This is a genomic window from Scandinavium sp. (assembly GCF_032012665.1).
Taxonomy (GTDB): Bacteria; Pseudomonadota; Gammaproteobacteria; order Enterobacterales; family Enterobacteriaceae; genus Scandinavium.
In genome coordinates this window covers 1-24,809 of record NZ_DALZVG010000012.1, presented here as the reverse complement: position 1 = coordinate 24,809, position 24,809 = coordinate 1, and the positions used below count along the sequence as shown (strand labels likewise).

At 56.5% G+C, this 24,809-nt stretch carries 17 protein-coding genes; 5 read left to right on the top strand and 12 right to left on the bottom strand.

Annotated features, from left to right (window positions below; genetic code table 11):
• Nucleotides 1-138: 138 nt before the first annotated feature.
• The 4 genes from RTU33_RS11725 to yjbE all read right to left on the bottom strand — a co-directional run bounded on the left by RTU33_RS11725 (nucleotide 139) and on the right by yjbE (nucleotide 3,915).
• On the bottom strand, nucleotides 139-2,235 hold the full coding sequence (locus tag RTU33_RS11725) for a YjbH domain-containing protein (protein ID WP_312627518.1): 2,097 nt from the start codon (nucleotides 2,233-2,235) through the stop codon (nucleotides 139-141).
• Nucleotides 2,235-2,972 carry a capsule biosynthesis GfcC D2 domain-containing protein gene (locus tag RTU33_RS11720; protein ID WP_312627516.1) on the bottom strand — a complete coding sequence of 246 codons (738 nt, stop codon included), beginning with the start codon at nucleotides 2,970-2,972 and terminating at the stop codon, nucleotides 2,235-2,237. Before RTU33_RS11720 ends, RTU33_RS11725 begins: the two co-directional genes overlap by 1 nt.
• Nucleotides 2,969-3,607 carry a YjbF family lipoprotein gene (locus tag RTU33_RS11715; RefSeq protein ID WP_312627514.1) on the bottom strand — a complete coding sequence of 213 codons (639 nt, stop codon included), beginning with the start codon at nucleotides 3,605-3,607 and terminating at the stop codon, nucleotides 2,969-2,971. The genes RTU33_RS11720 and RTU33_RS11715 overlap by 4 nt, the downstream gene beginning before the upstream one ends.
• 65 nt (nucleotides 3,608-3,672) lie before the next feature.
• Nucleotides 3,673-3,915 (bottom strand): exopolysaccharide production protein YjbE, encoded by a 243-nt coding sequence (gene yjbE / locus RTU33_RS11710; protein ID WP_312627512.1) that lies wholly within the window; start codon nucleotides 3,913-3,915, stop codon nucleotides 3,673-3,675.
• A 500-nt stretch (nucleotides 3,916-4,415) separates the two neighbouring features.
• Between yjbE and RTU33_RS11705 the strand changes: the two genes are divergently transcribed.
• The gene (locus RTU33_RS11705; RefSeq protein ID WP_312627510.1) at nucleotides 4,416-5,837 is read left to right on the top strand and encodes an L-fucose/L-arabinose isomerase family protein; all 1,422 of its coding nucleotides are present in this window, start codon (nucleotides 4,416-4,418) and stop codon (nucleotides 5,835-5,837) included.
• Nucleotides 5,838-6,005: 168 nt separating this feature from the next.
• Here RTU33_RS11705 and pgi read toward each other — a convergent pair whose 3' ends face one another.
• Nucleotides 6,006-7,652, bottom strand: coding sequence for a glucose-6-phosphate isomerase (pgi, locus tag RTU33_RS11700; protein WP_312627509.1), 1,647 nt, complete (start codon nucleotides 7,650-7,652; stop codon nucleotides 6,006-6,008).
• A gap of 300 nt (nucleotides 7,653-7,952) precedes the next feature.
• Here pgi and lysC point away from each other — a divergent pair, with 300 nt between their 5' ends.
• The 3 genes from lysC (at nucleotide 7,953) to RTU33_RS11685 (ending at nucleotide 10,805) form a co-directional block, all read left to right on the top strand.
• Nucleotides 7,953-9,302: a lysine-sensitive aspartokinase 3 gene (lysC, locus tag RTU33_RS11695; RefSeq protein ID WP_312627508.1), complete on the top strand. Its 1,350-nt coding sequence runs from the start codon at nucleotides 7,953-7,955 to the stop codon at nucleotides 9,300-9,302.
• Nucleotides 9,303-9,395: 93 nt separating this feature from the next.
• A complete protein-coding gene (gene panS, locus RTU33_RS11690) occupies nucleotides 9,396-10,337 on the top strand; it encodes a ketopantoate/pantoate/pantothenate transporter PanS (protein WP_312627506.1) in 942 nt (313 codons plus the stop codon).
• Between the two features lie 195 nt (nucleotides 10,338-10,532).
• Nucleotides 10,533-10,805, top strand: coding sequence for a DUF3811 domain-containing protein (locus RTU33_RS11685; protein WP_312627504.1), 273 nt, complete (start codon nucleotides 10,533-10,535; stop codon nucleotides 10,803-10,805).
• 125 nt (nucleotides 10,806-10,930) lie between these two features.
• On the opposite strand, the gene rluF is transcribed toward RTU33_RS11685, so the two are convergent.
• From rluF to metH, 3 genes are all read right to left on the bottom strand, one after another.
• On the bottom strand, nucleotides 10,931-11,818 hold the full coding sequence (rluF, locus tag RTU33_RS11680; RefSeq protein WP_312627502.1) for a 23S rRNA pseudouridine(2604) synthase RluF: 888 nt from the start codon (nucleotides 11,816-11,818) through the stop codon (nucleotides 10,931-10,933).
• Nucleotides 11,819-11,892: 74 nt separating this feature from the next.
• The gene (locus RTU33_RS11675; RefSeq protein ID WP_312627500.1) at nucleotides 11,893-13,524 is read right to left on the bottom strand and encodes a Na/Pi cotransporter family protein; all 1,632 of its coding nucleotides are present in this window, start codon (nucleotides 13,522-13,524) and stop codon (nucleotides 11,893-11,895) included.
• A gap of 244 nt (nucleotides 13,525-13,768) precedes the next feature.
• Nucleotides 13,769-17,452, bottom strand: a complete 3,684-nt coding sequence (gene metH / locus RTU33_RS11670; protein ID WP_312627498.1) for a methionine synthase — start codon at nucleotides 17,450-17,452, stop codon at nucleotides 13,769-13,771.
• Nucleotides 17,453-17,633: 181 nt separating this feature from the next.
• Here metH and iclR point away from each other — a divergent pair, with 181 nt between their 5' ends.
• Nucleotides 17,634-18,461, top strand: a complete 828-nt coding sequence (iclR, locus tag RTU33_RS11665) for a glyoxylate bypass operon transcriptional repressor IclR (RefSeq protein ID WP_312627497.1) — start codon at nucleotides 17,634-17,636, stop codon at nucleotides 18,459-18,461.
• A gap of 118 nt (nucleotides 18,462-18,579) precedes the next feature.
• Here the strand turns inward: iclR and aceK are convergent, their stop codons facing one another.
• The 4 genes from aceK to metA all read right to left on the bottom strand — a co-directional run bounded on the left by aceK (nucleotide 18,580) and on the right by metA (nucleotide 24,546).
• Nucleotides 18,580-20,304, bottom strand: coding sequence for a bifunctional isocitrate dehydrogenase kinase/phosphatase (gene aceK, locus RTU33_RS11660; protein WP_312627496.1), 1,725 nt, complete (start codon nucleotides 20,302-20,304; stop codon nucleotides 18,580-18,582).
• A gap of 105 nt (nucleotides 20,305-20,409) precedes the next feature.
• Nucleotides 20,410-21,714, bottom strand: coding sequence for an isocitrate lyase (aceA, locus tag RTU33_RS11655; RefSeq protein ID WP_312627495.1), 1,305 nt, complete (start codon nucleotides 21,712-21,714; stop codon nucleotides 20,410-20,412).
• A gap of 34 nt (nucleotides 21,715-21,748) precedes the next feature.
• Entirely contained in the window at nucleotides 21,749-23,350 is a 1,602-nt protein-coding gene (gene aceB, locus RTU33_RS11650) for a malate synthase A (protein WP_312627494.1), read from the bottom strand.
• A 266-nt stretch (nucleotides 23,351-23,616) separates the two neighbouring features.
• Nucleotides 23,617-24,546, bottom strand: a complete 930-nt coding sequence (metA, locus tag RTU33_RS11645; RefSeq protein ID WP_312627493.1) for a homoserine O-succinyltransferase — start codon at nucleotides 24,544-24,546, stop codon at nucleotides 23,617-23,619.
• Nucleotides 24,547-24,809 lie beyond the last annotated feature (263 nt).

The window sequence follows — 24,809 nt, the reverse complement described above, 5'->3', positions numbered from 1 at the left end:
TCTATATTTTTTAATTATGTTTTATGTAATCGGGCCGGGAGTGCCCGGTGGCGCTAACGCTTACCGGGCCTACAACCCCAGGCCCGGAAATGCAGGCTTCGTAGGCCGGGCAAACATCGTGCCGCCCGGCAATTCCCGTCAGCGGAAATTCAGACTCTTGTCGCTGGTCATATCGTACAGCTGGAACTTACGCCCAAGCTGCTGACCGCCGTCGCGGGTGAGCGGCGTCCAGCCAATGGCTGCACGGCTGCGGGTCGGGCCGGACAAGAAGAGATCCAGCGGTACGGAAACGTATACGCCTTTGGTGAAATCGCCTTCACCGTATTCCTGTGCCGAAACGTTGGTAATGGTTGCATAGGCCCCCACCACCACGCCGCTGTCGAAGTGCTTCGACACCTCCAGCGTGCCGCCCTTATCGCCCGCCAGATACTGCCCGACGCTGGCTTTAATCAGCACGTCCTGGGCGAACGGTGGCGTCCAGTAAGCGGCAAGGTTGCCGACTTTCGCGCTGTAATCGGTGAACTTCATCATGTCCATCGAGCTGCGCCAGTCACGCTGTTTCACGTAGTTAGCATCAACACCAAACGCCCAGTTGCTGTCGACCGGACGCCACAGCACTTCTGCCCCGACGCCGCCGTACATGGTTTCCAGATAGCCGCCGTATACCTGACCATAGAAATTATTTCCCAGATACTGGAGATAGTTCGCCTGAAGGTTGTTCACGTACACGTCGTTTTCGACGTAGTCACGTACGTGAGTTCGCACGCGCGGCAGCGTCGAGTCGTTTGGCGGGTTGGTGTAGTTAAATTTGTCGTAGTTATTGGCAATGTTGCCGAACAGGCTGCCGGTGGTCAGCAGGTGATCGGTCACCCACCAGTCGGCGGTCGCCATGACCCCGAGCTGGTACATGTAGAAACTTTCCGGCCCGCCAAAGGACTGGCTAAGCACCGGGTCGACATGGAAATCAAAGCTGGATTTGTCGATATACCAGCCCTGCTCGGTTTTCTCCGGCACGATCGGCGTTTCGCGTTTCTGCACCAGTTCGGTTTCATGACCCAATGGCTCACCTTCCAGATGGCGCTTGAGGCTGGCGACGTTAGTTTCAGTCGTCACCTGCGGCAGATTGAGGCGGTTTTCCGTGATGCGAATCGTTGAGATACCGTCCGGCAGATCGTTCATGATGATGCGGTTTGCGCGCTCGATACCTTCACGTGAATCACGGTATTTTACCTGCTCGCCCGTCACGTACAGCGTGTCACCTTTGACCTGTATTTTCGGGTCAGCAAGCCCGGCGTTGTACTTCAGCAGCGTCAGCTGATTCGCCACTACCGAGTGTTGCAAAATGGCGTCCTGCGGCTCTGGCTGGTATTTCGGGCGCGGATTATCGTTATACGATGGGCGCAGGTCGTTAAAGTTGGTGCGCAGCGTCACGCCAAACATAAAGGTGTTGCCGCGCTCGTAGCTAAGGTTAACGTCGGCCCAGTCGGTCACGCGATAAATGGCCCCGACGTTAAACTTACTTTTTTGATCGAGCTTGCCGGCAAAGTCCTGGCTGTAGTCGTTCCCTTCATATTCCAGCTTCAGGCGCAGCGGCTGCCACGGCGTCTGGTACTCCACGCCGCCGAACAGAGAGGCCGGGCCGTGGAACATCTGACTGCTGTCCATCGAGCCCGCCTGGCGGTAGCTGTTGTTGCGATAGCAAAACTTATCGTCGTAGCTGCAAAACGGATTTTTCACGTTGCCGCTGGTGCCGAGATAGCCCCAGCCGAGTCCGAGGCTGAAATCAAACGGTCCCCAGGCTTTGTTCGCCACCAGGTATTCCGCATCGAACAGGCCCGTCCCGCCGATATCCCGCGCCCCCACGGCCACCTGCGGCAACCAGTAGCTCTCTTCCCACAGACGCAGCTTCAGGTCGAAGGCCTTGTCCTTGTAGGTCTGGTTTCCGGAGAACGCTTCGACGCTGCTGTACCGTTTGGTGCGCACGTCGGTGTAGCGCAGAGTGGTTTCGAGCCACGGGAAAAGCTGTACCGAGGCGGAGTAATAGCGGTATTGATCGTTATCGCGATAGTTCAGGCTCATCTCGCCGTCACGCGCCATGCGCGCGGTGGGGGTCTGCAACAGGCCGACACCACCAAAATCAGACTGCGAAGGGCCAATCGGGGCCGGGTACGTTTCCGCATGACAGGCCGCGCTGACGCCCAGCGCCAGCAGGCTGTAGAGAAATCTGTTTTTCATTATTCCGGGATCCGCTGTGCAAGGGCACGAAGAAGCGCGGCGTTCAGGTCGGCATACTTCTTCGTCCAAAGTGAGTCGGCGAAACCGACAAAGATCGTGCTGCCGGGCATGGGTTCGATGTGACGTTTATTCCAGTAAGCCACCGGGGCCTTTTCGCTGCGCCCGTCGGGATAGACCACCCATGCATAGCTGCGATCGGCGCCGCTCAGCAAATTCATCGCATCGAGATAGCCTGCCACGTCCTGACCGGGTACAAAGGCCGTATTACCCGGGCGACTGACCAGCCCAAAAACGGTGACGGTCGTTGGCTGCTGACCGACCCACAGGCTGTACTGTCCTTCCAGCGGCGGGTTGCTGCGACGGCCCAGGCGGACCGTGTCCGGATCGAGGCTGACAAACTGTCGTCCCGTCACGTTCAGCGCCTGGAGCTGCTGGCGCAATGTGCGAATGGCAGCGGCATCATCACCGCTTTCGTCGGCGGCCAACGCATCCAGCCGGGCCAGCAGAGTCTGTTTTTGCTGCTGCGCCACGGCGGTGGCCTGCTTTTCGGCAATCACCGCACCCGGCCACCAGCTGTTAGCCAGCCGGGGTTGAGCCACTAAGTCCGCCAGATGACCGGCGTTAGTCAGCGTTTTAGGCGTTTTTGCACCATTGCTATAGACATCGACGCTGCCCGCAGCGAAGGCCAACGGTGCGGCAAGCACCATGATAAGCACGGCAAGGAAGGTGGTTTTCATGACTTCGCCGCCTTAATCAACGTGGTTTTTACCGGGAAGAAGTTCGCGCCCAGGCATTGCTCGGACTGGCGAATTTGCCCGTCGCTGTCGACCCAAAAGCGGTTCTGCCAGCGGGCCTGGTCGGTGCTCGCTTCTTCCACCAGCACGCGGACAACGGTCTGGTCACCCGCAAGCGTCAGGGTATCTGTTCCTTCCCAGTGGAAAGTCGAGCGGGCGGTGGCGTAGCGCGTCTGTTTGTGCTCCGTCCAGCCCATCGTGCGGGTCCAGCTTGCGCCGTCGATAATCTGGTTGGGCTTAGTCAGCGGGTCAGCATCAAGATTGTTGACGCTCAGCAGGTTGTCGCCGCCGAGAAGCGTTTTCACGATGCGCCCGTGCTGGGTGACAATCGTGGCCCGATCCTGCGTCACCCATTTCTGTTGGCCGTTTTCGGCAAAGGCGAGCACCACAAAAAGCTGCGGCCCGTTGTTGAGCTGCATGTACTGGCTGGCGTAGGGCATCTCACGGATATCCTCGGCGGTCAGCTGCACGCCGGGAGTGCCAAACAGGCTGTCCCAGAGCGATTTTCCGAGTCCCTGGGTACTGGCGGAACAGGCCTGAAGCAGCAGGCAAAGTGTGATGATGATGGGTCGCTTCACGACTCTTCTCCGAAGGGGCAAAATAACCACACCGAAGTGTGGTTAGGATTAATGACCCGCGAGACTTAACGGGTACTTGTGGTTGTGGTGGTCGTGGTTCCGGTATTGGAGCCATCACCACTACCGGTCGCCGCCAGTGCGACCCCCACGGCCGAGCTTACGGCGCTGGCGCTGGTGGCAGCAGAGCTACCCGCAGACACCGACGTCGCCGCCGAGCCTGCCGCTTCACCGGTTTCCACCGGGTCAGCAAAGGCAGACGTCGCCACAAGCGCGGAAATGGCAAAAATGCCATACAGAGCTTTTTTCATTGCTATTTCCCTTCATTGGTTGAATGAATGGAGAATCACCTGAGAAATTCAGGCGTCATCGAGTATACACAACTGAATGGGCTGATTTACGGTGCAGGAAATAAGCATCGCGGTTTTAGGACTAGAAGAGAAAAAGAGATTAAAACGCTTAATTAAAATAAATGAACATTTAAAATTCATTAACTTATAAAATAACCAGCATAAAGATAGTCCTAAAAATTAAAATATAGATGGGGAGTCACAATCATTTTTAGGATTAACCTGAACCCTCCCGATAGAATAGCCATCAGCCCTTCCGTTCCTTATTTCCATAAAATTTAAGAGGGAAAGTATTCCTTCAATTCCCAACGGCATCATCAGGATAACCAATCTGCGATCCGGATACTCCTCTCCTCTGCCAGAGTGCCACCCTCCCCTTTACGCTGTCCATCAGCAACAGGTTTCACCTCCTTTCCCTGCGTAAAATGACAGCATTCCGTAGCCCTGTTCTGAGGAACGCCATGAAAACATTTAGCGTTGGTTTGTTCGGCATTGGTCTCGATACGTACTGGCCGCAGTTTCACGGCCTGCGTGCACAGCTCGAAGGTTATCTCGCCCAGGTGGAGCACCGCCTGCAGGACCAGGAGGTCCGGGTGGTGAACGCCGGGTTGGTCGATAATCCGCAAACAATGGACGCTGCCGCCACGCAGTTTGCGGAACAGCGCGTTGATGCGCTGGTGCTGTATATCACCACCTATGCGCTGAGTTCGACCGTACTGCCGCTGGTGCAACAGCTCAACGTGCCGGTGCTGATCCTGGCGCTTCAGCCAGAGAAAAAAGTGCCCTGTTCAACCATCAACCAGCTTGAAGATCGCGGTGAGCGCACCGGGCAGTGGCTGGCACATTGTCAGGCCTGTAGCGCACCGGAGCTGATGAACGTCTTCCAGCGCGCAAATATCGGCTACACGCTGGTACCAGGTTATCTGGACGATCCGCAAGCATGGCAGGAAATTAACGGCTGGCTTGCCGCCGCCGCCGTTGTAAAAACGCTGAAAACAACCAACGTCGGCGTGCTCGGCCACTATTACAACGGCATGTATGACGTCTATTCGGACATGACCAACCTCTCCGCTAAATTTGGCGTACGTTTCAAGGTACTTGAGGTGTGCGAGCTGGCGGCGTCACTTCCTTCAGCGTCAGACGCTGAGCGGCAGCAGAAACGCGCCGAGGTGTTTGAAGCGCTGAACGTTGACTCGTCCTGCGAGGAGTACGAATTGCAGCGCGCCGTCGCCACGTCTGTCGCGCTGGATAAGCTCGTGGCGAAGCATCAGCTGGGCGCGATGGCGTATTACTACGAAGGCGCATCCGGCTCACCTCAGGAAAATATCATCACCTCGGTCATCCTCGGCAATACGCTGCTGACTGAGCGTGACATTCCGGTGGCGGGGGAGTGTGAAATCAAAAACGTGATTGCGATGAAAATCCTCTGCCTGCTGAAGGCGGGCGGCTCGTTCTCGGAACCCTACGGCATTGATTTCGAAAACGACACCGTACAGTGGGGGCACGATGGCCCGGCGCATCCGCTGATGTCGGCCGAAAAAGTACGCCTGGTACCGCTGCCGGTGTACCACGGTAAGCCGGGGAAAGGCGTGTCGATTCAGATGACCGTCAAGCCGGGTCCGGTGACGTTTTTATCCGTGGTCGAGCATCGTGACGGCGGCGTAACGCTACAGTATGCCGAAGGGGAAGCCGTGTCAGGCGAAGTGCTGGATATCGGCAACACTAACAGCCATTACCGCTTTGCGCTCTCTGCGCGCGAGTTTACCCGCCAGTGGTGTGAGGGTGGACCAGCGCACCATTGCGCGATTGGGATGGGTCACGTGGGGGATAAGCTGGAGGCTGTGGCGAAGCTGTTGGGAATTAAGAGCTTGCGGATTGGTTGACGAACGGTTCCCTCGCCCCTCTGGGGAGAGGGTTAGGGTGAGGGGAACAAGAGCTGTGCGGCCTGATGCCCTCACCCCGGCCCTCTCCCACAGGGAGAGGGTGCAAACATTAAAAAACCTTCCCGAAGGAAGGTTTTTGCAGTTTATTCCGCCACCGGGCAGCAGGGTTTACTTCCAGGCTTTATAACGGTTAATCAGACCGTTAGTCGAGCTGTCGTGGCTGCTAATGTCTTTATCGTCGGTCAGCTCCGGCAGGATGCGGTTTGCCAGCTGTTTACCCAGCTCCACGCCCCACTGATCGAAGGTGAAGATGTTGAGGATGGCGCCCTGGGTGAAGATTTTATGCTCATACAGCGCAATCAGCGCGCCCAGGCTGAACGGCGTGATTTCGCGCAGCAGGATGGAGTTGGTCGGGCGGTTGCCTTCAAACACTTTGAACGGCACCACGTGATCCAGCGTCGCCGGATCTTTACCCTGGTCGCGGTATTCCTGCTCAACCACCTCACGGGATTTACCAAACGCCAGCGCTTCGGTCTGGGCGAAGAAGTTAGACAGCAGCTTCGGATGGTGATCGGAGAGCGGGTTGTGGGTGATCGCCGGGGCAATGAAGTCACAAGGAACCATTTTGGTACCCTGGTGAATCAGCTGGTAGAACGCGTGCTGGCCGTTAGTGCCAGGCTCACCCCAGATGATTGGGCCGGTCTGGTAATCCACGGCGTTGCCGTTACGGTCAACGTATTTGCCGTTGGATTCCATGTTGCCCTGCTGGAAGTAAGCCGGGAAACGGTGCATGTACTGGTCGTACGGCAGAATCGCTTCGGTTTCAGCGCCGAAGAAGTTGTTGTACCAGATGCCGATCAGCGCCAGCAGAACCGGCAGGTTTTTCTCCGGTGCGGTGGTGGAGAAGTGTTTGTCCATCGCGTGCGCGCCGGACAGCAGCTCAACAAAGTTATCGAAGCCAACGGACAGGATAATCGACAGACCAATCGCCGACCACAGGGAGTAACGACCGCCGACCCAGTCCCAGAACTCGAACATGTTGGCGGTGTCGATGCCAAATTCGCCGACCGCTTTACCGTTGGTTGAGAGCGCGGCGAAGTGCTTCGCCACGTGCTTCTGGTCACCGGCGGTTTTCAGGAACCAGTCGCGCGCGCTGTGGGCGTTAGTCATGGTTTCCTGAGTAGTGAAGGTTTTCGAGGCCACCAGGAACAGGGTGGTTTCCGGGTTCACCTCTTTCAGCACTTCGGCGATGTGAGTGCCATCGACGTTGGACACAAAGTGCATATTCAGGTGATTTTTGTACGGACGCAGCGCTTCGGTCACCATGAACGGGCCAAGGTCGGAGCCGCCGATACCGATGTTCACCACGTCAGTGATCGCTTTACCGGTGTAGCCTTTCCAGCTGCCGGAGATGATCGCTTCGGAGAAGTGCTTCATCTTTTCCAGCACCGCATTCACTTCCGGCATCACGTCTTTGCCGTCAACGATGATTGGCGTATTGCTGCGGTTACGCAGCGCAACGTGCAGTACGGCACGGTCTTCGGTGCGGTTGATTTTCTCACCGGAGAACATTGATTTGATGGCACCGGCCAGATCGGTCTCTTTCGCCAGCGCCTGCAGCTTGCTCAGCGTCTCTTCGGTGATGCGGTTTTTGGAGAAGTCCACCAGCATCTGATCGTCGAACGTCGCGGAGAATTTGGCGAAACGGTCGCCATCTTTCGCGAACAGGTCGGCAATCGACACGTCCTTCATTTCATCATAATGTTTTTGTAGTGCCTGCCAGGCAGAGGTCTGCGTTGGATTGATGTTTTTCATAGCAATACTCTTCTGATTTGAAAAATGTGACTTCGGTCGATTGTAGCGCCTGCGGCGCTTTTTGTGATGATTTTTGTGTCATTGCCTGTTTCCATGACAAACCAGGCGAAACGCAGCAGAAAACGGCCCTGTTATAAGTCCTGTTTCTGCGCCCGATGACAGCATGAAAAATCCGCATAATCCCATCGTTGACAGCATCGGGCTCAGCTTTTATTTATGAATACGGTATTTGCGCCTGCACCGGTTACTGTTTTGTCCTTGTGCCAGGGTCGCTCCTTCATTTCCTGACACGAGGTTGTTATGACAGATTTAGTTGTGGCCAAATTTGGTGGCACCAGCGTCGCCGATTATGATGCCATGAACCGCAGCGCCGACGTGGTGCTCGCTGATTCCGGTGCCCGCCTGGTGGTCCTTTCCGCCTCTGCTGGCGTCACAAACCTGCTGGTTGCGCTGGCTGAAGGTCTCGAGGCCACCGAGCGCTTCGTGAAGCTCGATGCACTGCGTAAAATTCAGTTCGATATTCTCGAACGCCTGCAAAACCCCAACGTTATCCGTGAAGAAGTGGAACGCCTGCTGGAGAACATCACCACGCTCGCCGAAGCCGCTTCTCTTGCCACCTCCACCGCGCTCACCGATGAGCTGGTCAGCCACGGCGAGCTGATGTCGACGCTGCTGTTTGTGGAAATCCTGCGCGAGCGCAACATTGCGGCCCAGTGGTTCGACGTCCGTAAAGTCATGCGCACGAGCGACCGCTTTGGCCGCGCCGAGCCGGACATTGCCGCGCTGGCAGAACTCACCGGGCAGCTGCTCGCACCGCGCCTGGAAGAAGGCCTGGTCATCACTCAGGGTTTCATTGGCAGCGAGGCCAAAGGCCGCACCACTACGCTAGGCCGCGGCGGCAGCGACTACACTGCCGCACTGCTTGGTGAAGCGCTGCATGCGACTCGCGTTGATATCTGGACCGATGTACCGGGCATCTACACAACCGATCCACGCGTCGTGCCAGCCGCACACCGCATTGATGAAATTGCCTTCGAAGAAGCCGCCGAACTGGCCACCTTCGGCGCGAAAGTGCTGCACCCGGCAACGCTGCTGCCTGCGGTGCGCAGCGATATTCCTGTCTTCGTCGGCTCAAGCAAAGATCCAAAAGCAGGTGGGACGCTGGTATGCAATAAAACTGAAAACCCACCGCTGTTCCGCGCGCTGGCGCTGCGCCGTAAGCAAACGCTGCTGACGCTGCACAGCCTGAATATGCTGCACTCACGCGGCTTCCTCGCTGAAGTGTTCGGCATCCTGGCACGCCATAACATCTCGGTCGATCTGATCACCACGTCGGAAGTGAGCATCGCGCTGACGCTCGACACCACCGGATCCACCGCCACCAGCGAAACATTACTGACGCAGTCTCTGCTGATTGAACTTTCCGCACTGTGCCGCGTGGAAGTGGAAGAGAACCTGGCGCTGATCGCGCTGATTGGCAACGACCTTTCAAAAGCCTGCGGCGTGGGCAAAGAGGTGTTCGGCGTGCTCGACCCGTTCAATATCCGCATGATTTGCTATGGCGCGTCCAGCCATAACCTCTGCTTCCTCGTACCGGGCAGCGAAGCCGAGCAGGTCGTGCAAAAACTTCATCACAATCTGTTTGAATAAAATCCCTTAGCAGGATAAATATCAGACAAGGCCGGGCTCGAACCCGGCTTTTTTATACCTATAAAAAACAACACAAACTGCAAGGAATACAATATGCTCGCTAAATTCACGCGGCTGTTCCCGCTCTGGGCCGTGCTGCTCTCTATCCTCGCCTACAAAACACCTGCGACCTTCACGCCGATTGGCCCGTGGGTCACTACGCTGCTGATGCTGATCATGTTCGGCATGGGGGTTCATCTGAAGCTCGACGACTTTAAGCGCGTGCTGTCACGCCCGGCCCCCGTTGCTGCGGGCATTTTTCTGCACTATCTGGTGATGCCGCTCGCAGCATGGCTGCTGGCGATACTGTTCAGGATGCCGCCGGAGCTCTCTGCCGGAATGGTGCTGGTCGGCAGCGTTGCCAGCGGTACAGCATCGAACGTAATGATTTTTCTGGCAAAAGGGGATGTTGCACTTTCTGTCACCATTTCATCCGTCTCCACGCTGGTCGGCGTTATCGCCACGCCGCTGCTGACGCGGCTCTATGTCGACACCCATATTCAGGTTGACGTGATGGGCATGCTACTCAGCATCCTGCAAATCGTGGTGGTACCGATTGCGCTGGGGCTGGTCGTGCATCATCTCCTGCCACGCGTGGTGAAAGCTATTGAGCCTTATCTGCCCGCTTTCTCGATGGTCTGCATTCTGGCCATCATCAGCGCCGTGGTTGCCGGTTCTGCTTCGCACATTGCCTCCGTGGGCTTTGTGGTGATTATCGCGGTGATCCTGCATAACACCATTGGCCTGCTCGGCGGTTACTGGGGCGGACGCCTGTTCGGCTTTGACGAATCCACCTGCCGCACGCTGGCGATTGAAGTCGGAATGCAGAACTCCGGCCTTGCCGCCGCGCTCGGCAAAATCTACTTCGGCCCGCTCGCCGCCCTGCCCGGTGCGCTGTTCTCGGTCTGGCACAACCTTTCCGGCTCGCTGCTGGCGGGATACTGGTCCGGTAAACCCGTCAGGAAAGAGAAGATTACTGTTGCGAAGAAGAGTTAGCTCCGTGGGTGAATGGCTGCATCAGTAGCCATTCACTCAGAAGAGGAAGAGCTCATTTTCTATTTCCTTATAGTGTGAAGCCCCAGCCAACACGGCTTTCTGACACAGATAAGGCGTAAAATGAGGAATTGCGAGGCGCTTTCCAGAATAATTCTGTACATTGAACTGAGTACTCATTTATTTGGAAGCTTCATCATGGCAATCGCCCGTCTGACCCAGCAGGACATGACCGAGAAAGAACAACGCGAGCTGAAAACCCTCCTCGACCGCGCCCGTATTGCCCATGGTCGCCCGCTGACCAACGCAGAAAACAACCATCTCAAAAAAGAGTATATCGACAAGCTGATGGCCGAACGGGAAGCCGAGGCGAAGAAGGCGCGTCAGCTGAAGAAAAAGCAGGCTTATAAAACGGATAAAGAAGCGACGTTTTCATGGTCGGCGAATACGCCGGTGCGGGGAAGGCGGTGATTTAAGAGAGTATTACCACCATATTGCCTGATGGCGCTGCGCTTATCAGGCCTACAAAGTCTAACCAAGCTATAACGTAGGCCGGGTAAGGCGTGCAGCCGCCACCCGGCAATTTCACAGGCGGCTTAACGCCCCTTTTTCTTTCTTCCCGGCGACGTAAAGCGCTTACGGTTAGCCAACTCCGCCGGCGTTTTCGCCATATTTTTTCCGCCGCTGCTGGCCGGTTTTTTCGCCGCGGCTGTCGCCGTCTTTGGCTTCGCTTTCGGTTTGGCTTTGGCCTGCGGCGCTTCTGAGGATGAGTTTTCAATCAGCTTAAACAGCTCAATCAATTCGTCATCGGTCAGATCGCGCCATTCACCGAGCGGCAGACCCTTCAGGCTGACGTTCATAATGCGCGTACGCTCGAGCTTAGTGACCTCAAAACCGAAGTGCTCGCACATGCGGCGAATCTGACGGTTCAGCCCCTGCACCAGCGTGATGCGGAAGGTGAACGGCGCTTCTTTCTTCACCTTACATTTTTTGGTCACCGTACCGAGAATCGGCACGCCACGGCCCATTCCCAGAATAAACTCATCGGTCACCGGTTTGTTTACCGTGACCAGATATTCTTTCTCATGATCGTTCCCGGCACGCAGGATTTTGTTCACCAGGTCGCCGTGGTTAGTCAGGAAAATCAGCCCCTGAGAGTCTTTGTCGAGGCGGCCAATCGGGAACACGCGGCTGCTGTGGTTGACGAAATCGACAATATTGTCTCTCTCGCCGTCTTCGGTGGTGCTGACGATGCCGACGGGCTTATTCAATGCGATTAACACCAGGTCGTCTTCCTGACGCGGCTCGATGAGCTGGCCGTTAACCTTCACCACGTCGCCCACGTTAACCTGATCGCCAATGGTGGCGCGTTTACCGTTGATAAACACGTTCCCTTGTTCGATGTAGCGGTCAGCCTCACGACGCGAGCAGATGCCGCTTTCGCTGATGTATTTGTTTAATCGGATGGATGAGTTCGGCAGCATAGTTTCTCCTGTAGAGGGCGAACTATACCGCAGGCTGCCGGGCTTAGAAAATACCCGGCAGCCTTCAGGCAGGGTTAATAGTCGTCGCGATCGTCGTCTTCGTCCGGCTGCTCCATCACGCTATAGGCGACAGCGCAGAACAGAGAGTTGAGACGCTTCATGTCGCCAAGCAGTCCCAGATGCACAGAACTGGTTTCGATACTCTGCACGTTTTGCTGGTGCAGGCGGTCAACGTGCGCATGCGAGTAACGGCGGTTCAGGATGCGGAAACGGTGCTTGTTACGGCGCAGACGGCGGGCGCTGTCAACGTCACCGGAGAAGAACACTGACATCGCCAGCTGCAGGTTGCTGAGCAGCTGATCGTACAAACCATCCAGCTCTTTTAGTCCTTCAACGGAGAAGGCCCGCCGTGCGGCAAGGGATTTGTCAGCAATTTCGCTGCCCATGCGCTCGATGATGTCCGAAGCCTGCTCGAGGTTAAGCGACATCTCGATAATTTCCGCCCAACGGCGCGACTCTTCCTCCGCCAGCTCGTCCTTTGGCATCCGCGCCAGATAGAGCTTAATGGCGGTGTAGAGCACGTTGACGTCATCGGCAATTTTACGCAGCTCTTTCTCTTCGCGCGGCTCACCATGCATCACTTTGCGCAGGCCATCCATCATGTTTTCCATGGCGTCGCCAATACGCAGCGTTTCCCGGGCGGCATTTGCCAGGGCGAGCGTCGGCGTGTCCAGCGCCGTGGGGTCCAGATGCTTAGGCTTAAGGCGAGCATCAAGCTCCGGGACATCCTGAATAATGCGCTTACAGAAGCGCGCCATCGGCTCGGCAAACGGCACCATCGCCAGGCAGCGAATCAGGTTGTAGAACACGTGGAAGTAGATAACCAGCTCAGATTTCGCTACCGGCAGACGCGCCATGACGTCCGCCAGGATGTGCACGAACGGCAACACAATCAGGCTACCCACCAGCTTAAACAGCAGGCTGCCGAGCGCCACGCGTCGCGCCGCCGCATTCGCGGTGCTGTTGTTCAGCATCGCCAGCAGGCCCGAGCCGAGGTTGGCACCAATCACCAGACACAGCGCCACGGGGAACGAAATCACACCCGTGGCGGTAAGCGTGGCAGTCAGCAGCACAGCAGCAAGGCTTGAGTAGGTAATCACCGCGAACAGCGCGCCAATCAGCGCATCCAGCATAATATCGCCGGTAAGAGAGGCGAAAATCACCTGTACGCCGTTGGCCTGGGTAATCGGGTGGACGGCCTGAACGATGAGCTCCAGCGCCAGCAGGATCAGGCCAAGGCCAATCCCCACGCGCCCGAGCTGCCCGGCGCGGGTCTGTTTGCGCCCGAGGAAGAAGATCACCCCGATAAAAATCAGCAGCGGCGACAGCCAGGAGAGGTCAAACGTCAGCACTCGCGCCATTAAGGCGGTACCCACATCGGCGCCCAGTACAATCACCAGCGCGGGCGTGAGCGCCACCAGATCCTGCGCGACAAACGACGTCACCAGCATGGTAGTGGCGTTGCTGCTTTGCACTAACGCGGTAACGCCAATCCCCGCACAGAAAGCGAGTGGTTTTTTCTCGACGCTACGGCTGAGGACCGTTCGCAGGCGAGCGCCAAAGACGCGCATTACGCCAGTCCGGACAATATGAGTCCCCCACACCAGCAGGGCGACGGCAGAAAGCAGATGTAACAGAGTCAGCACGGATTTTTGTTCTCCTTATCGTTATAGGTATTCCATCGGATATCCCCCTCTCCCCGGCCCTCTCCCAAAGAGAGAGGGAGAATATACGGCACCGTTCCGGTTCCCTCTCCCTTTGGGAGAGGGTTAGGGAGAGGGAGAGGGAAAAAATAATCCTCATATCAGTATAGGGGTTTACGCCCCGGAAAGAGACAGGGCACCGCTGCGGTGCCCTGTTTGTTGTAAGGAAAGATGACAGTTTTATGACTTAATCAGCGTCATAGCCCAGATTGGGTGCCAGCCAGCGCTCGGCTTCGGCGACGCTCATCCCTTTGCGGAACGCATAATCCTCCACCTGATCGCGCTGGATTTGCGCCACGGCGTAGTATTTGCTGTCCGGATGGCTGAAGTACCAGCCGGAAACCGACGCACCCGGCCACATGGCGTAGGACTCAGTCAGCTTCATGCCCGTATGCGTTTCTGCATCCAGCAGCTGCCAGATGGTCGCCTTCTCAGTGTGCTCCGGGCAGGCCGGATAACCCGGCGCCGGGCGGATGCCCTGATAGTTTTCGCGGATCAGTTCCTCATTGCTGAGGTTCTCGTTGGCGGCATAGCCCCAGTACACCTTACGCACGCGCTCGTGAAGATACTCGGCGAAGGCTTCCGCCAGGCGGTCCGCCACGGCTTTTATCATGATTTTATTGTAATCATCATGCTGCGCATCGTATGCCTCTGCCAGCGCGTCCTCTTCAAGACCGCCGGTCACCGCGAATGCGCCGATGTAATCCGCTTTTCCGGACGTTTTTGGCGCAACAAAATCGGACAGGCAGTAGTTCGCGAAGCCGGTTTTTTCCGTCTGCTGGCGCAGATGATGACTCACCGCCAGCACGTGGGTGCGCGTTTCATCGCGGTAAATTTCGATGTCATCGCCTTTGCGGTTCGCCGGGAACAGCCCGACCACGCCGCGCGGGTTCAGGGATTTTTCCGCGCTGAGCTTGTCCAGCATCTCGTTAGCGTCGGCAAACAGGCGTTTCGCCTCTTCGCCCACCACTTCATCTTCCAGGATGCGCGGATATTTCCCCGCCAGCGACCAGGTCATAAAGAACGGCGTCCAGTCGATGTAGTTGCGCAGGGTTTCGATGCTGGCGCTGACCGCCTGCACGCCGAGTCGATGGGCCACCGGCGGCGTGTAGCTTTCCCAGTCGAAGGCCAGGTCGTTATCACGCGCAGCCTGCAAGGATACAGGCGGCGTACGCGGTTTTTTACGCCCGTGCTGAATGCGTACGGTCTCATATTCCTGGCGGGTGCGGGCAACAAAATCATCTCGCTGCGTTGCGGAAAGCAGGGATGACACCACGCCAACGGTGCGCGAGGCGTTCTGCACATACACCGTCGGGCCGCTGTAGTTCTGCTCGATTTTCACCGCCGTGTGCGCCTTAGAGGTGGTCGCACCGCCAATCAGCAGCGGGATGGTGAAGCCCTGACGCTCCATCTCTTTCGCCACGTTGACCATCTCGTCGAGCGACGGCGTAATCAGTCCGGAGAGGCCGATCAGGTCGGCATTCACTTCGCGCGCGGTTTTAAGGATTTTGTCCGTCGGCACCATCACGCCAAGATCGATAATCTCGTAGTTATTGCACTGCAGCACCACGCCAACGATATTTTTGCCGATATCGTGCACGTCTCCTTTTACAGTGGCGATCACCATCTTGCCGTTGCTGCTGCCCTTCTCTTTGCTGGCTTCAATAAACGGCTCAAGGTAAGCCACCGCCTGCTTCATCACACGCGCGGATTTCACCACCTGCGGCAGGAACATTTTGCCTTCGCCAAACAGATCGCCGACCACGTTCATGCCGTCCATCAGCGGGCCTTCAATCACCTCAATCGGGCGTGCTGCCTGCTGGCGAGCCTCTTCGGTATCGGCTTCGATAAACTCGGTGATGCCTTTGACCAGCGAATACTCCAGACGTTTTTTCACGTCCCAGCCGCGCCATTCTGCCTGCTGAGTATTGGCTGCTTCGTCAGTTTTGCTGCCACGGTATTTTTCCGCCAGATCCAGCAGGCGTTCTGTGCTGTCATCACGGCGGTTAAGGATAACGTCCTCGACCGCATCGCGCAGTTCGGCGGGCAGGTCATCATAAATCGCCAGCTGCCCGGCGTTGACAATCCCCATGTCCATGCCGTTGCGAATGGCGTAGTAGAGGAACACGGCGTGAATGGCTTCACGTACCGGATCGTTGCCGCGGAATGAGAATGATACGTTAGAAACGCCGCCGGAAATCAGCGCATGCGGCAGTTCGCGTTTGATATCTTCACAGGCGCCGATAAAGTCCTGCGCGTAGTTGTTGTGCTCTTCGATGCCCGTTGCGACCGCAAAGATATTCGGGTCGAAGATGATATCTTCCGGCGGGAAGCCGACGTCTTTGGTCAGGATGTCGTAAGCACGGCGGCAAATTTCGATTTTACGCTCGCGGGTGTCGGCCTGGCCGACCTCGTCAAAGGCCATCACCACCACGGCGGCACCGTAGCGACGCACTTTTTTGGCATGGTGGATAAAGGCGTCCACGCCCTCTTTCATCGAAATGGAGTTAACAATGCCTTTCCCCTGAATGCACTTCAGGCCTTTTTCGATAACGTCCCATTTCGAGGAGTCGATCATGATCGGCACGCGGGCGATATCCGGCTCGCCGGCAATCAGGTTGAGAAAACGCATCATCGCCGCTTCGGCGTCGAGCATCCCTTCATCCATGTTAATGTCGATAATCTGCGCACCGCTTTCCACCTGCTGACGCGCCACGTCGAGCGCTTCGGCGTATTTTTCTTCTTTGATAAGCCGTTTAAATTTGGCCGAACCGGTAACGTTGGTGCGCTCACCGACGTTCACAAACAGGCTGTCATCGCCGATGTTCAGCGGCTCAAGCCCGGCCAGACGGCAGGCGACAGGGATTTCAGGCAGCTGACGTGGCGCAAGGCCTTCCACTGCACGGCTCATGGCGGCGATGTGCTCCGGCGTGGTGCCACAGCAGCCGCCAACGATGTTGAGGAAACCCGACTCCGCCCACTCCCTGATTTGCGTCGCCATCGTCGCGGCATCGAGATCGTACTCGCCAAAGGCATTCGGCAGCCCGGCGTTCGGGTGCGCGGTGACGTAGCATTCGGCAATGCGTGACAGCTCCTGCACGTACTGGCGCAGCTCATCCGGCCCCAGCGCACAGTTCAGGCCAAAAGAGAGCGCATCTGCGTGGCGCAGCGAGTTATAAAATGCTTCGGTGGTTTGCCCGGAGAGCGTGCGCCCGGAGGCGTCGGTGATGGTGCCGGAAATCATGATCGGCAGATCGACGCCCAGCGCATCCAGCTCTTCTTTCACCGCGTAAATCGCCGCTTTGGCGTTCAGGGTGTCGAAGACAGTTTCGATAAGAATCAGGTCTGAGCCGCCTTCCACCAGCGCTCTGGTAGATTCACGGTAGGCCGCCACCAGCTGATCGAAGGTGATATTGCGGAATGCCGGGTCGTTTACGTCAGGTGAGATAGATGCGGTACGGTTAGTGGGGCCAAGCACGCCCGCCACGTAGCGCGGCTTGCCCGGCGTTTTTGCCGTCCATTCATCGGCGCAGGCACGAGCCAGCTTTGCCGCCGCGAAGTTAATTTCCGCCGACAGCGATTCCATCTCATAGTCCGCCATCGCGATGGGGGTCGAGTTGAAGGTGTTGGTCTCGACGATATCCGCCCCGGCCTCAAAATAGGCATTGTGGATAGCGGCGATGATGTCCGGTTGGGTCAGCACCAGCAGATCGTTGTTGCCTTTCAGATCGCAGGACCACTGGGCAAAGCGTTCGCCACGGTAGTCCTCTTCGCTCAGGCGATAGCTCTGGATCATGGTGCCCATGCCCCCGTCCAGAACCAGGATTCGGTCTTTTAACTGCTGCTTCAGCTGCTTTTCAATGGTGCTCACGCGGACTCCCGACAACGCTCTTATCAACAAGCCATAGTGGCATAATCAACCAGCGTGGAAAAGAGAGCCAGCGCGAACATGAGAGATGCTCACGACCACTGCTCCGATCAGTTCCGATAACGGTTGCATTATAATCAAATAAAACGAAAATGATTTCCACGATACAGAAAAGGAGTCCGTCATGGTGGCGACCGTTCCCGCGAAACGCGGCAGAAAACCGGCCCCTGCAGCCGCCGCTCCGGCTGGCGGGCAGGTTCAGTCTTTAACCCGCGGCCTTAAACTCCTCGAATATATTGCCGAGTCACACGGTGACGTGGCGCTGACCGAGCTCGCCCAGCAGGCAGGCTTGCCCAATTCCACCACCCACCGTCTACTGACCACGATGCAGCAGCTTGGATTTGTCCGTCAGGTGGGTGATTTAGGTCACTGGACGGTCGGGGCGCACGCCTTCATCGTCGGCAGCAGCTTCCTGCAAAGCCGCAACCTGCTGGCGATTGTCCATCCGATTCTGCGCAAGCTGATGGAAGAGTCCGGCGAAACCGTCAACCTGGCGGTGCTGGACCAGAGTGACCATCAGGCGATTATCATCGACCAGGTGCAGTGCACGCAGCTGATGCGTATGTCTGCGCCGATCGGCGGCAAGTTACCGATGCACGCCTCCGGGGCGGGCAAAGCCTTTTTAGCTCAGCTGAGTGAAGAACAGGTGAGCGGCCTGCTGCATCGCAAAGGGCTGCACGCCTACACGCACGCCACGCTGGTTTCTCCGGTGCATCTGAAAGAGGATTTAGCGCAGACGCGCAAGCGCGGCTATTCATTCGATGATGAGGAACACGCGCTCGGCCTGCGCTGCGTGGCTTCCTGCATTTATGATGAACATCGTGAGCCGTTTGCCGCCATTTCTATCTCCGGCCCAATTTCCCGTATGACCGATGACCGCGTGACGGAGTTGGGGGCGCTGGTGATTAAAGCGGCGAAGGAAGTCACTTTGGCTTACGGTGGAATTCGGTAAAGTGAGTGCGGTCTGATGCCCTCACCCCGGCCCTCTCCCACAGGGAGAGGGAGCAAACACTAAAGGCCTTCTTCAAAAGAAGGCCTTGCTGTTTACCTCGCGCAGCGCCATCAGGCAATTAGCTATATTTCACACAAAAACGCTGGCGCTTACGGTAGGCAAACACATCTTCGACGTGACCGTCACGGATCCGCGCCTGTAATCCTCGCCAGTATTCCGCGCGCAGCAGATCCGCATGCATCTCCTCAAACAGCGGCCCGATACGCGCATCCGCGCACAACCAGTGGCGAAACTCTTCCGGAAACACATCGCCCGGCGACACGCTGTACCACGGTTCGCTGGCAAGCTCATCTTCCGGATAACGCGGCGGTGGAATATCGCGGAAATTCACTTCGGTCATGTAGCAAATTTCATCGTAGTCGTAGAACACCACCCGGCCATGGCGCGTCACGCCGAAGTTTTTAAACAGCATATCGCCGGGGAAAATATTGGCCGCCGCCAGCTGGCGAATGGCGTTCCCGTATTCCTCCACGGCATCACGCAGCGGTTGCCCGTCAACCTGCTCAAGCCATAAATTCAGCGGCACCATCCGTCGTTCAATATAGAGATGGCTGATGGCAATCCTGTCGCCCAGGTCGGTGAGCTTTTGTGGCACTTCCTGCCAGAGCAGGTCGAGCAGAGCCGGGGATATTTGCCGTTTCTCCAGCACGAAGTTTTCAAACTCCTGAGTGTCAGCCATACGCCCGACGCGGTCGTGCTCTTTAACCAGCTGATAGCAGGCGCGCACGTGGGCGGCGGTCATCTCTTTTTGCGGCGCAAAGCGGTCCTTGATCACCTTAAACACCCGGTCGAATCCAGGCAGGGTGAACACCAGCATCACCATGCCACGGATGCCGGGCGCCTCGATAAACTGCTCGTCGGTCTGGCGGATATACGTCAGGTATTCGCGATAGCTCTCGGTTTTGCCGTGCTTCTGGCAGCCAATGGCCATATACAGTTCTGCGGTGGTTTTGCCGGGCAGGATTTCGCGCAGCCACTCCACCAGGGCGGCGGGCAGCGGCGCATACACCATAAAGTAGGAACGGGCGAAGCCGAAGACGATGCTGGCCTCAGCGCTGGTCGTCAGGCAGGTATCAATGAACAGCTCGCCTTCATCGCTGCGATAAATGGGCAGCAGCAGCGGCACCATGCCCTGAGGCGTATGCAGCTTGGCAACCAGCCATGCCGCCTTATTGCGATAAAATAGCTCATTCGCCACCTGCAAATGCGATTCACGCAATACGCTGTAGCCGAAGGTTTCAGTCAGGTGCGCCACGATGTAGCCCACATCGCGGGGCTTATCCTGCCATTGCAGCCGCAGTGGTAAATCAGTTAATACCCGGCTGAGCAGGGTTTCCCAGCCTTTATCAGGATAAAAATCTTTCGCCAGCGGACGAGGGATCGTGCGAAAGCGCCGCTCAGGCTGAGAGCTGAAGATAAAAAGCCGCTCGGGAGTCAGCGAGCGGTGATCGAAGAGTCGACAATACACAGAGTTAAAAAAGCTTTCGGCAATTTCAAAGCGCGGGTAGTCGGGCAAAAGCGCGGTGTAATGCTCTTTCACCCGCAGCAGAAAGTCAGCGTCGGGGCTTTTACCGTCTGTGATGCAGCGCAGCTGCTCGACAACCAGCCCCACATGGTGATCGTAGAGATGGATACGCTGCTTCATCGCCTGTTGCACGGCGTGCCAGTCGGCCTGTTCAAAGCGCTGCTGCGCGCCGGAAGTGACTTCCAGAAAGCGACCATACTGCGCGTCAAAACCTTGCAGGATGGTTTGGGCAATCAGTAATTCCAGGCCACGCGGCATACATTCCCCTCACTTTGCCCTCTCCTTGAAAGGGCAACGGAGAAAAGCAGTATTGAACAGCAACTGTAGGCCCGGTAAGCATTGCGCCACCGGGCATCCGTACAATCAGAACTGCGACTCTTCCGTTGACCCGGTCAGCGCGGTAACGGACGAGGTCCCACCCTGAATAATCGTTGTGACCTTGTCGAAATAGCCCGTACCCACTTCCTGCTGGTGCGAGACGAAGGTGTAGCCCTCTTTGCCGGACTCGAACTCTGGCTGCTGCACTTTCTCAACGTAGTGGCGCATGCCTTCGCCCTGCGCATACGCGTGGGCCAGGTCAAACATGTTGAACCACATGCTGTGGATGCCCGCCAGGGTGATGAACTGATATTTGTAGCCCATCTCCGAAAGCTGCTGCTGGAAGCTGGCGATGGTTTTATCGTCCAGATTTTTCTTCCAGTTGAACGACGGTGAGCAGTTATAGGCCAGCAGTTTACCCGGATATTTCGCATGGATAGCATCGGCAAAGCGACGGGCCAGTTCCAGATCCGGCGTGGACGTTTCACACCACACCAGGTCTGCGTAAGGCGCGTAGGCCAGTCCGCGGCTGATGGCCTGCTCGATGCCTGCGCGAGTGCGATAGAAACCTTCGCTGGTGCGCTCACCGGTAATAAATTCGCTATCGTACGGATCGCAGTCGGAGGTGATCAAATCGGCAGCGTCTGCGTCAGTACGGGCGATCAGCAGCGTAGGCACGCCGAGAACGTCCGCCGCCAGACGTGCGGCTACCAGTTTCTGAATCGCTTCCTGAGTCGGCACCAGCACTTTGCCGCCCATATGCCCGCATTTCTTCACTGAGGCCAGCTGGTCTTCAAAGTGAACCGCCGCCGCCCCGGCTTCAATCATCGACTTCATCAGCTCAAATGCGTTGAGTACGCCGCCAAACCCGGCTTCTGCATCAGCCACGATCGGCAGGAAGTAATCAATAAAACGCGGATCGTTTGGCTCAATGCCGGACGCCCACTGGATCTGATCCGCCCGACGGAAAGTATTGTTGATCCGATCGACCACGCACGGCACGGAGTTTGCCGGGTAGAGCGATTGATCCGGGTACATACTGGAGGCCAGGTTGGCATCTGCCGCAACCTGCCAGCCGGAGAGATAAACGGCCTCAATACCGGCCTTCGCCTGCTGCAGCGCCTGACCGCCCGTCAGCGCCCCGAGGCTGTTCACATACCCTTTTTTCGATTCGCCGTGCAGCAGACGCCACATTTTTGCAGCACCGCGCTGCGCCAGCGTGCATTCCGGGTTCACCGAACCACGCAGCTTCACCACCTCTTCCGCGCTGTACGGGCGACGGATGCCTTCCCAGCGTGGGTTTGTCCATTCCTGTTGTACTTCTTCGATTTGTTGGGTACGGGTTTTCATGGCAGATGCTCCATTTTTATTATCGGTGATGTGATCAGGCCAGCAGGCGGTAGCCGGGCAGCGTTAAGAAGTCGACGAGTTCGTCGGAGGTCGTAATTTGCTCCATCAGGCGCGCGGCTTCGTCGAAGCGGCCGCTGCTGAAGCGATGTTCGCCCAGTTCGTCCTGAACAATCATCAGCTCCTCAGCAAGCATCTGGCGGAACAGAGCCTTAGTCACGGGCGTACCGTTACTGAGCGTTTTTTGGTGGTGGATCCACTGCCAGATTGACGTACGCGATATTTCCGCCGTCGCGGCATCTTCCATCAGGCCGTAAATCGGCACGCAGCCGTTGCCGGAGATCCACGCTTCGATATACTGCACGGCCACGCGAATGTTGGCGCGCATGCCTTCTTCCGTGCGCTCCCCTTCGCAAGGTGCAAGCAGCTGTTCCGCGGTAATCGGCGCATCTTCATCGCGAGTCACAAACAGCTGGTTAGGGTTATCACCTAAAACCTCGTTGAATACGGCCATCGCGGTATCCGCCAGGCCCGGATGAGCAATCCAGGTACCATCGTGTCCGTTGTTCGCTTCCAGCGCTTTATCGGCTTTGACCTTGGTCAGCACCTGAGCGTTACGCCCGGCATCTTTGCTGGGGATGAAAGCTGCCATGCCGCCCATCGCAAACGCACCGCGCTTGTGGCAGGTTTTGATCAGCAGACGCGAATAGGCATTGAGGAAGGGTTTATCCATCGTCACCACCTGGCGATCCGGCAGCACGCGGTCGGGATGGTTCTTCAGCGTTTTGATATAGCTGAAGATGTAATCCCAGCGACCGCAGTTGAGGCCAACGATGTGGTCACGCAACGCGTGCAGGATCTCATCCATCTGGAACACGGCAGGCAGCGTTTCAATCAGCAGCGTGGCCTTGATGGTGCCACGCGGTAACTCGAAACGATCTTCGGTAAAGCTAAAGACCTCGCTCCACCACGCCGCTTCCTGCCAGGCTTGTGTTTTCGGCAGATAAAAATAGGGGCCGCTGCCTTTGGCCAGCAGATTTTTGTGGTTGTGGAAGAAATAGAGGGCGAAATCAAACAGACTGCCCGGGATAGCCTCCCCGCGCCAGATCACGTGTTTTTCCGGCAGGTGCAGGCCGCGCACGCGGCAAACCAGAACGGCGGGATCGGGCTTCAGCTGATAGATTTTCCCGTCTTCGTTGGTGTGGCTGATCGTGCCATTGACCGCATCGCGCAGGTTGATCTGCCCGTCGATCACCTTATGCCAGTTCGGCGCCAGCGAGTCTTCAAAGTCGGCCATGAAGACTTTCACGTTGGCATTCAGCGCGTTAATCACCATTTTGCGTTCAACCGGGCCGGTTATCTCTACGCGGCGATCGAGCAAGTCCTGAGGAATACCGCGAATATTCCACTCGCCGTTTCTAATGGAATCCGTTTCCGAAATAAAATCAGGAAGCTTTCCGTCGTCAATATCCTGCTGCTGCTGGATACGCGCTGCCAGCAGCTTATTGCGCTTCGGGGTAAACCTCGTCACCAGTTCACTCAGAAAATCGATCGCTTCCGGCGTCAGGATCTGCTGCTCCTGCGCGCCAAACGGCTGGCTAAAGGCCAGTTCTTCGGTGGTTGTTGCCTGTTGTGTCATTGCGCGGCTCCTCATCTTGATCCCAGGTCACTTCCCAAAGCAAACAAAGATCGTTGTCGGTTTTTCGTTCAGCTCAGTTAAGCCTACGCAATAATTTTCCAAAATCAAAAACAATTTCCATTTTTAAAATTAATTAAATATAACCTATTGATAACAGTGAATTTAAAGTTACCATTAAATTTGGTGTGACTTTCGGAAACAAAAAAGGCACCCGAAGGTGCCTGATATGGAGTGCTGAATCGCTTTACGATCGTTTAAACGGTGAATTACTCCAGCGTCGGATTCATATGGCGCAGATCGTACGGCGTGATCTGGTAGACGTAATAGTTCAGCCAGTTAATGAACAGCATGTTGCCATGGCTGCGCCAGGTCGCTCGCGGTTTGTTCTGCGGATCGTTTTGCGGGAAATAGTTGTACGGTATTTCAGGTGACAGCCCGGCTTCTTCATCACGGAAATATTCGCTTGCCAGGGTGTGAGCATCATACTCCGGATGCCCGGTGACAAAGGCGATGCGCTTGTCTTTGCTGGCAAACAGGTAGGCGTCTCCGTCTTCCGTTTCGGCCAGAATATCGAGATCGGTGTAGTCGCGGATAAGCGCCGCCGGGAAATCAGCATAGCGGGAATGCGGTGCCAGAAATGAATCATCAAAACCACGCGTCAGCAGTGCGTGAGGATGCAAAATATGGTGCTCATAGACGCCTGAGAGTTTTTCCGTACGGGTCTGTTTCGGAATGCCATACAGAATATTCAGCGCCGCCTGAACCGCCCAGCAGACGAACAGCGTTGAAGTGACGTGATCTTTTGCCCATTCCAGCACCTGTTTGATCTGCGGCCAGTAGGCAACATCATTGAATTCAACCAGGCCCAGCGGCGCGCCGGTGACAATCAGGCCATCGAAATTATCGTGCTGAATGTCCTCAAAATTACAGTAGAAATTGTTGAGATGCTCCGCTGGTGTGTTGCGGGATTCCCGCGCATCGATGCGCAGCAGCTGCACGTCGACCTGGAGCGGTGAGTTCGATAACAGGCGAAGAAACTGGTTTTCCGTCTCAATTTTTTTCGGCATCAGGTTGAGGATCAGCACCTTCAGCGGGCGAATTTCCTGGTTGGTCGCACGCGATGCCGTCATTACGAAGACGTTCTCATTACGTAAGAAATTAACGGCTGGCAGCTCGTCCTGCACCCGAATCGGCATAACCTTATTACCTCACAGCATACGTTTACACGTTTAGACATCCAGATAGCTGAAGATAACCAGAAATACGGCAAATGTCGAGTCTGCATGCTGAAGGTGAGAAAGTTTCACGACGTAATTTACGAAAAGTGTTGTGGATATAGCTGTGGGAATGATGTGGATGAGCAGTAAAAATGGCTATCGATAAAACTGCATTTTGGGCAAAGAAAACAAAAAAACCCCATGCTTTCGCATGAGGTTTCTCTGTTTATTTGATGCCTGGC

What these genes read in the sequence shown, in the direction of transcription:
- RTU33_RS11725 (WP_312627518.1), bottom strand. Translation starts at nt 2,235, where the DNA reads ATGAAAAACAGATTTCTCTACAGCCTGCTGGCGCTGGGCGTCAGCGCG.
- RTU33_RS11720 (WP_312627516.1), bottom strand. Translation starts at nt 2,972, where the DNA reads ATGAAAACCACCTTCCTTGCCGTGCTTATCATGGTGCTTGCCGCACCG.
- yjbE (WP_312627512.1), bottom strand. Translation starts at nt 3,915, where the DNA reads ATGAAAAAAGCTCTGTATGGCATTTTTGCCATTTCCGCGCTTGTGGCG.
- RTU33_RS11705 (WP_312627510.1), top strand. Translation starts at nt 4,416, where the DNA reads ATGAAAACATTTAGCGTTGGTTTGTTCGGCATTGGTCTCGATACGTAC.
- pgi (WP_312627509.1), bottom strand. Translation starts at nt 7,652, where the DNA reads ATGAAAAACATCAATCCAACGCAGACCTCTGCCTGGCAGGCACTACAA.
- lysC (WP_312627508.1), top strand. Translation starts at nt 7,953, where the DNA reads ATGACAGATTTAGTTGTGGCCAAATTTGGTGGCACCAGCGTCGCCGAT.
- panS (WP_312627506.1), top strand. Translation starts at nt 9,396, where the DNA reads ATGCTCGCTAAATTCACGCGGCTGTTCCCGCTCTGGGCCGTGCTGCTC.
- RTU33_RS11685 (WP_312627504.1), top strand. Translation starts at nt 10,533, where the DNA reads ATGGCAATCGCCCGTCTGACCCAGCAGGACATGACCGAGAAAGAACAA.
- rluF (WP_312627502.1), bottom strand. Translation starts at nt 11,818, where the DNA reads ATGCTGCCGAACTCATCCATCCGATTAAACAAATACATCAGCGAAAGC.
- iclR (WP_312627497.1), top strand. Translation starts at nt 17,634, where the DNA reads ATGGTGGCGACCGTTCCCGCGAAACGCGGCAGAAAACCGGCCCCTGCA.
- aceK (WP_312627496.1), bottom strand. Translation starts at nt 20,304, where the DNA reads ATGCCGCGTGGCCTGGAATTACTGATTGCCCAAACCATCCTGCAAGGT.
- aceA (WP_312627495.1), bottom strand. Translation starts at nt 21,714, where the DNA reads ATGAAAACCCGTACCCAACAAATCGAAGAAGTACAACAGGAATGGACA.
- aceB (WP_312627494.1), bottom strand. Translation starts at nt 23,350, where the DNA reads ATGACACAACAGGCAACAACCACCGAAGAACTGGCCTTTAGCCAGCCG.
- metA (WP_312627493.1), bottom strand. Translation starts at nt 24,546, where the DNA reads ATGCCGATTCGGGTGCAGGACGAGCTGCCAGCCGTTAATTTCTTACGT.